Annotated in this window: 4 protein-coding genes; 2 read left to right on the forward strand and 2 right to left on the reverse strand. The window is 65.1% G+C overall.

Features of this window, described 5'->3' with window-relative positions; all coding sequences use genetic code 11:
- Nucleotides 1-45: 45 nt before the first annotated feature.
- A complete protein-coding gene (gene katG, locus ASF04_RS07505; RefSeq protein ID WP_056139563.1) occupies nucleotides 46-2289 on the reverse strand; it encodes a catalase/peroxidase HPI in 2244 nt (747 codons plus the stop codon).
- Nucleotides 2290-2475: 186 nt separating this feature from the next.
- Here katG and ASF04_RS07510 point away from each other — a divergent pair, with 186 nt between their 5' ends.
- On the forward strand, nucleotides 2476-2982 hold the full coding sequence (locus ASF04_RS07510; RefSeq protein ID WP_056139565.1) for a hypothetical protein: 507 nt from the start codon (nucleotides 2476-2478) through the stop codon (nucleotides 2980-2982).
- Nucleotides 2983-2986: 4 nt separating this feature from the next.
- The gene (locus tag ASF04_RS07515) at nucleotides 2987-3979 is read left to right on the forward strand and encodes a L,D-transpeptidase family protein (RefSeq protein ID WP_156368567.1); all 993 of its coding nucleotides are present in this window, start codon (nucleotides 2987-2989) and stop codon (nucleotides 3977-3979) included.
- A gap of 52 nt (nucleotides 3980-4031) precedes the next feature.
- Here the strand turns inward: ASF04_RS07515 and ASF04_RS07520 are convergent, their stop codons facing one another.
- Complete coding sequence (locus tag ASF04_RS07520) at nucleotides 4032-6470, reverse strand: mechanosensitive ion channel family protein (protein ID WP_056139568.1); 2439 nt, start codon at nucleotides 6468-6470, stop codon at nucleotides 4032-4034.
- Between the last annotated feature and the right edge of the window lie 270 nt (nucleotides 6471-6740).

Raw genomic sequence — 6740 nt, forward strand, 5'->3', positions numbered from 1 at the left:
CACCCGCTTCTTCTGTAATGGATATTTCAGACCATCATATGTAGATCAACGCCCCAACGCCATCACCTTGCCCCATGCCGCCACAAAGTCTCCGACGAACTTCTGCTCACCATCAGCACTGCCATACACCTCGGCAATCGCCCGCAAGTGCGCGTTCGAGCCGAAGATCAGGTCGACGCGGCTGGCGCGCCAGGTGATGGCGCCGGTTTTGCGGTTGCGGCCTTCGAACGCTTCGGCTGCTGGCGATGTCGCCGTCCATACCGTGCCCATGTCGAGCAGGTTGACGAAGAAGTCGTTGGTTAGCATGCCACGGCGGGTGGTGAATTCGCCGGCGTCGGATTGCGGGCTGTTCGCGCCGAGTACGCGCAGGCCGCCGACCAGCGCGGTCATCTCCGGTGCGGTCAGGGTCAGCAACTGGGCGCGGTCCACCAGCAGCGCTTCGGCCGGGACGGCGTAGCGCGTCTTCTGGTAATTGCGGAAGCCGTCGGCGATCGGCTCCAGCACATCGAACGAGGCCGCGTCGGTCTGCTCCTGCGTGGCATCGGTGCGGCCCGGCGTGAAGGGGACCGTGACGGCGTGGCCGGCTTGCCTGGCCGCTTCTTCGACTGCGGCAGCGCCGGCCAGTACGATCAGGTCGGCCAGCGATACGCGCTTGCCGCCGGCAGCTTTGCCGTTGAAGTCGGCCTGCACTTTTTCCAGCGCGGCGAGCACCTTGCCCAGTTGCTCCGGCTGATTGACAGCCCAGTCCTTTTGCGGCGCCAGGCGCACGCGCGCACCATCGGCGCCGCCGCGCAGGTCGGAGCCGCGATACGTGGATGCCGAAGCCCATGCCGTCGACACCAGTTCGGAAACCGTCAGGCTTGATGCCAGGATGGCGGCCTTGAGCGCGGCGGTATCGGCAGCGTCGATCAGCGGGTGATCCAGTGCCGGTACCGGGTCTTGCCAGATGAAGTCTTCGGCAGGGATATCGGTGCCGAGGTAGCGGGTTTTCGGGCCCATGTCGCGGTGGGTGAGCTTGAACCAGGCGCGCGCAAAGACATCGGCAAATTCGCCGGGGTTGGCCAGGAAGCGGCGCGAGATCGGCTCGTAGATCGGATCGACGCGCAGCGCCAGGTCGGTGGTCAGCATGGTCGGCAGCAGTTTTTTCGACGGGTCGTGCGCGTGCGGAATGACTGCCTGCGCATCCTTGGCAAACCATTGATGGGCGCCCGCCGGGCTCTTGCCCAGTTCCCATTCGAAGCCGAACAGGTGCTCGAAGAAGTCGTTGCTCCACTGGGCCGGCGTTTTGGTCCAGGTCACTTCCAGGCCGCTGGTGATGGTGTCGCCGGCTTTGCCGCTGCCAAACTTGTTATGCCAGCCGAGGCCCTGGGCGGCAATGCCGGCCGCTTCGGGTTCAGGGCCGACGTTGTCGGCCGGGCCGGCGCCGTGGGTCTTGCCGAAGCTGTGGCCACCGGCGATCAGGGCGACGGTTTCCTCGTCGTCCATGCCCATGCGCGCGAACGTGTCGCGGATATCGTACGCGGCCAGCAGCGGATCGGGATTGCCGTCGGGGCCTTCCGGGTTCACGTAGATCAGGCCCATTTGCACGGCGGCCAGCGGATTTTCGAGGTTGCGGCTGTGGACATCGCCATCGGCGTTGTCGTCCGAGACCAGCACGCCGCCTGCTTTTTCCACGCCATCGCTGCCGTGGGCGTAACGCAGGTCGCCGCCAAGCCAAGTGGTTTCACGGCCCCAGTACACGTCCTGGTCCGGTTCCCAGGTATCGACGCGGCCGCCCGCGAAACCGATGGTCTTGAAGCCCATGGTTTCCAGCGCGACGTTACCGGTCAAAATAATCAGGTCGGCCCACGAGATCTTGCGGCCATACTTTTGCTTGATCGGCCAGACCAGGCGGCGCGCCTTGTCGAGGCTGACGTTGTCGGGCCAGCTGTTGAGCGGTGCGAAGCGCTGCTGGCCACGGCGCGCGCCGCCACGGCCGTCGCCGGTGCGGTAGGTGCCCGCGCTGTGCCAGGCCATGCGGATGAACAGTCCTCCGTAGTGGCCGAAATCGGCCGGCCACCAGTCCTGCGAGTCGGTCATCAGGGCGGCCAGGTCGCGCTTGACGGCTGCCAGGTCGAGGCTCTCGAACTCCTTGCGATAGTCGAAGTCTGGGCCCATCGGGTCCGACTTGGCGGAGTGCTGGTGCAGCAGGTCGAGACGCAACTGGTCGGGCCACCAGTCACGGTTGGTGGTGCCGGCGTTGTTGGCCTGGCTGAACGGGCATTTCGATGCGCTATGGTCATTGCTCATGGTTGATCCTTGGTTGAAGAACGAACGGTTTCGTCGGTGGGCCTCATGGCACAGCAGTCTTATGATAACTGAACGCCCGGGCGTTGCCTTCACCAGAAAGATGGGCATACCGTCAGTGATAAAAATGCAACCGGTAGTTTATACTCGCGCGGTAGGTCCGTATTCCTTCACCCAAGGAGACACCCGATGAACACAGCACCAAGCCTGCTCCTGTCGATGATCCTGGCCTTGGCTACATCCACAGCCCACGCCCAGGACCGCCAACGGGACGACCGCGATGATCACGGCCCCGATCTGCAACTGGTCTGTTACGGCGGCGCCGAGAAAACCACCGCCGAAGTCCACTCGGGCTACGAGTGGGACCCGCAGCAGCACAAGTACGTGCCCAAGCAAAGCGTGGAAACCGGCAAAGCCGATTTTCAGGCCACCATCACTGTCTCCATTCACGCCGATCGCGGCGATATCCAGTTACCCAAAAGCCTGATTCCGCCGCTGCATGGCGACAACCGCGATGGCTGGTGGCGCATCGATGACCTGCTCGTGGGGCACGACGAGATTCGCGGCAAATTCCGCCTCAATGCACTGAACCAGCCGCGCCTGTCGATCAACCGCCGCAGCGGCGCCATCACCATCGATGGCATGATCAAGTTCAATGGCCGCTGCGATGCAGACGATGGCCATCGAAGGTTCTAGAAGCATGGCGCGTGTATCGTTCAAGCTGGCGACTCTCGTATTCGGCGCGCTGCTGGCCGGCGTCGTTTTGGCGCAAGGCGCGAAGGTGTCGTCGCCGGTGGAACTGGCGCGGCGCGCGGATGCGCTCAAGCCGGGGCAGTGGGTATGGGCGCCGCGCATTGCGCCCTCCGGGCCGGTGCTGGTGTACGTGGATTTGTCGCGCCAGGTCGCGACGATTTATCGCAACGGTGTGCGCATCGGCGTATCGACTGTCTCCACGGGAAAACCGGGGCACGCCACACCCACCGGCGTCTTCACCATCCTGGAAAAGAATGTGGAACATCACTCCAACGCCTACAACAACGCCAGCATGCCGTACCAACAGCGCCTGACCTGGGATGGCGTGGCCTTGCATGCGGGCGGTCTGCCCGGCTACCCGGAAAGCCACGGCTGCGTGCATTTGCCGTATGCGTTTGCGCGCGAACTGTTCGACGCCACCCGGCGCGGCACCACCGTGGTGGTGACCGGCGATGCCAGCCACGCGGTGACCACCGACAGCGCAGATGTGTTGGCGCCGTCAGCCGTCGTCGGCGAACAGGCCGGGGAGTTTTGGGCGCCGGAGCGCGCTGCATCGGGGCCGGTGACGATCGTCATTTCGCGCAGTGACCAGGCGGTGGTGGTGCTGAGGAATGGCGTGGAAATCGGCCGCGCCCGCGCCGCCCTGCCGGCCGACAGCGATGCCACCCATGTGCTCACGCTGGGGACGGATGCCACCGGCGCACCGGCATGGTTCTACGTTGGCGTAGCCGGACATGCCAACGAATCCGGCAGGCCGGTAGATGAGGCGGTGCGCAACCGGGTGCAGGTGGCGCCGGATTTTTATGCAAAAGTGGCGCCGCTGCTGCTGCCCGGAACCACCTTGCTGGTGACCGCCGAACCACTGTCGCAGGGCGATGCCGGCACGCCGCTGACCGTACTCAATGGCCGCGAGGACGCGCCGCGTTCCGGGAGTAGATAAAGCATAGGTGTCGTCGCCAGTGATAGCGGCATACCATGGGCTCGCGGCGGGCTTATGCGGGCTGGTCTCCAGTCGGTTTGCGCAGATGGATATCGAGCTGTTGATACGGGATCTCGATGCCGGCTGCCTGCAAGGCAGCGAGGATTTTTTCCAGCAGCTCGCCGCGCACGTGCATCCAGCGGCCCACGTCGGTGGTCCATGCCCGCACGGAGAAATTGATGCCGTTGTCGCCTGCGCCGGTCAACAGCACCACCGGCGCCGGATCGGCCGCCACGCCGGCGGTGGCGCTGGTGGTCGCGTTCAGGATCGCGGTCACTTGCGCCGGATCGGTGCCATACGCCACGTTGATGGTGATCTCGAAGCGGCGGCTGCGGTCGTACATGGTCCAGTTGGTGAGGTTGCCGCTCAGGAGTAGTCCATTCGGCACGACCGAGTCGGCGCCTTCGAAGGTGCGGATGGTGGTGGCGCGCAGGCTGATTTCGCGCACGGTGCCGGAGATGCCGGCGGCGTCGATCATGTCGCCGGGCTGGATTGGCCGCTCGAACATCAGCACCACGCCCGAGACAAAATTGTTGACCACGTTTTGCAGGCCGAAGCCGATGCCCACGCCCAGCGCGCCGAAAATGAACATCAACTGGCTGACCTTGAAGCCGGCGGCCGACAGCGCAAACAGAATCCCCAGCAACAGCACACCGTAGTAGCTGAGCGAAGCGATGCTGTTGCCTACGCCGCGCGGCAGCCTGCTGTGGCCAGGCAGTTCCTCGCGCAGCAGGCGCCGCACCGCTTGCGCGATCCACATCGCCAGCCACGTCGAGAACACGAACACCAGCACGTCGCCCAGATGGATCGACACTTCACCCACCTCGATGCCCAGGGCCAGCACCGAGCTGCCGGCGCTGTGCAATGGCCGCAGCAGGCGGAAACGGTGCAGGCTGTAGAGCAGCCAGCCAATCAGCGCGGCCAGCACCAGCAGACGGTCCAGGGCCGCTTGCAGGGCGGGGCCCTGGCGGTGCACCAGCGAACGGCCGGCCAATCGTGATTGGCTCAGCACCACCCGCAGCAAACCCTGGCAGGCCGTGACGCTGGCGTATAGCAGCAGCGCCATGTAGCCGCTCTCGATCACGCCACTGGTCAGGGTTTCGGCCAGCGAGATATTGCCGGCCACATTGCAGATGGCCGCCACCGCCAGGATCAGCAGCACGCTCCACTCCAGCGGGCGGCGAGCGCTTTTCAGTGCCTTGAAGCGGCCGATCGGCGGCGACCAGGGCCGGCGCAGCATCCACAGCGTCAGGCCCAGCGCCAGCAGGTTGAGCACCAGCGTAAACAACCGGTAGATGCCGACGTCGGCAACCAACGCCACGCCCAGGCGGTCGATCGCGTACAGGCCCACGGCGATGGCGGGCCGCATGCCCAGCCAGGCGGCGGTATCCCCGGGCAGCAAGCGCAACACCGGGACCAGGGCCAGCACCAGTGCGAACTCCTGCACCAGTAATGGCGCGTCGGGTTCGAACACCAGCACTGCCAGCATCGCCAGCAGCAGCCAGGTAGAAATGGGGCGGCCCAAGGCGCTGGTGCCGGTATTGACCTGGGCATCGATGGCTGCGTGGTAGCGCCGGCTGCGTAGCGCCAGGGCCAGGATCAGCGGCAGCAGCAGGATCTGCACCACGCGCAGCGCTTGCTGGTTGCCGGTGCCGGCGGCGTTGTAATCGCGCGCAAAGCGGGTTTCGATTTCCAGGCCGCGCTGCACCGCGCCTTGCGCGCCGGCGCCGATGCTCAAATCCTGCCACAGCGGCGGCACATCGATTTTCAGCAGGCGGCGGTCGATATCGTCGATGGCAGCGGCAACATCGCTTTTGCCGCTGCGGATGCGCGCCTTGATGGTGCTGGCGCGCTGGGTCAGTTCGAACTGGGTGGACAGGGCCGTACCCAGCGCCGCCTCGCATTCGTCGATCTGCGCCAGCACGGCATCGACGCGGGCGGACATTACCGGTGGCAGGCCATCGAGCACGCCGGCAGTGCGCGCCGCCGACCAGGCCAGGCGCCGCTGCGCCAGTTGCATGGCGCTTTCCTCGTAAGGGGCGAAGGCGGCGCGGGACTCGGCTTCCCACCGCGCATAACGGCGGGCGTCGAACTCCCAGTGCCGGTCGAGGCTCTCGAGCCGCATGATGGGCAACTCGCGCAGCGCGGCGCCCTGGGTGGTCAGCAGCTTGGCGTTGACCGGTTCGGCGATGGCGTCGAGGGCGCCGCGCAGGCGGTTGAACGGTGATGGTGCGGCCAGCAATTGGCGGGAAAAATCGACCAGTTGCTGGTCTTCGTCGGCTTGCTTGAGGATGTCCTGGACGGCGATGGGAACGGTTAGTGTGCCTCGGGCCGCAGGCTGCAGTGGCGCCGCTATTGCGGCCGGCAACCCGGCAATGGTCAGTGCCAGCAGCCAGATCGTCGCGGCAAGTAAGCGTACGGGCGAGGTCATGATACGGACCAGCGTTTGCATGCAGGCCTTTTCCACGGGCAGGCGCCGGGTGCCGCCCGGCCGGAAGCGTCAGGCAGCGACGCTTCGGCCATGATACAGAGAGAAGTGCCGAATTGGTAAGATTCTTCTGCTGACCAGGACGGCCTTTGGATAGCGGCGGAAAGTGTCGCTGCAAGGCCGTCTTTTTGCAATTGGGGATGCGGACAAAATCTTGGACTATTTGGGAGTAGTCCATGTATTCATACGAAGAGCGCCTTCGGGCAGTAAAGCTTTATCTGAAGTACGGGAGGC

Source organism: Duganella sp. Leaf61 (assembly GCF_001421905.1).
GTDB classification, from domain to species: Bacteria; Pseudomonadota; Gammaproteobacteria; order Burkholderiales; family Burkholderiaceae_D; genus Rugamonas; species Rugamonas zoogloeoides.

Coding starts and splice junctions, on each gene's coding strand:
- katG (WP_056139563.1), bottom strand. CDS start 2,289: ATGAGCAATGACCATAGCGCATCGAAATGCCCGTTCAGCCAGGCCAAC.
- ASF04_RS07520 (WP_056139568.1), bottom strand. CDS start 6,470: ATGCAAACGCTGGTCCGTATCATGACCTCGCCCGTACGCTTACTTGCC.
- ASF04_RS07510 (WP_056139565.1), top strand. CDS start 2,476: ATGAACACAGCACCAAGCCTGCTCCTGTCGATGATCCTGGCCTTGGCT.
- ASF04_RS07515 (WP_156368567.1), top strand. CDS start 2,987: ATGGCGCGTGTATCGTTCAAGCTGGCGACTCTCGTATTCGGCGCGCTG.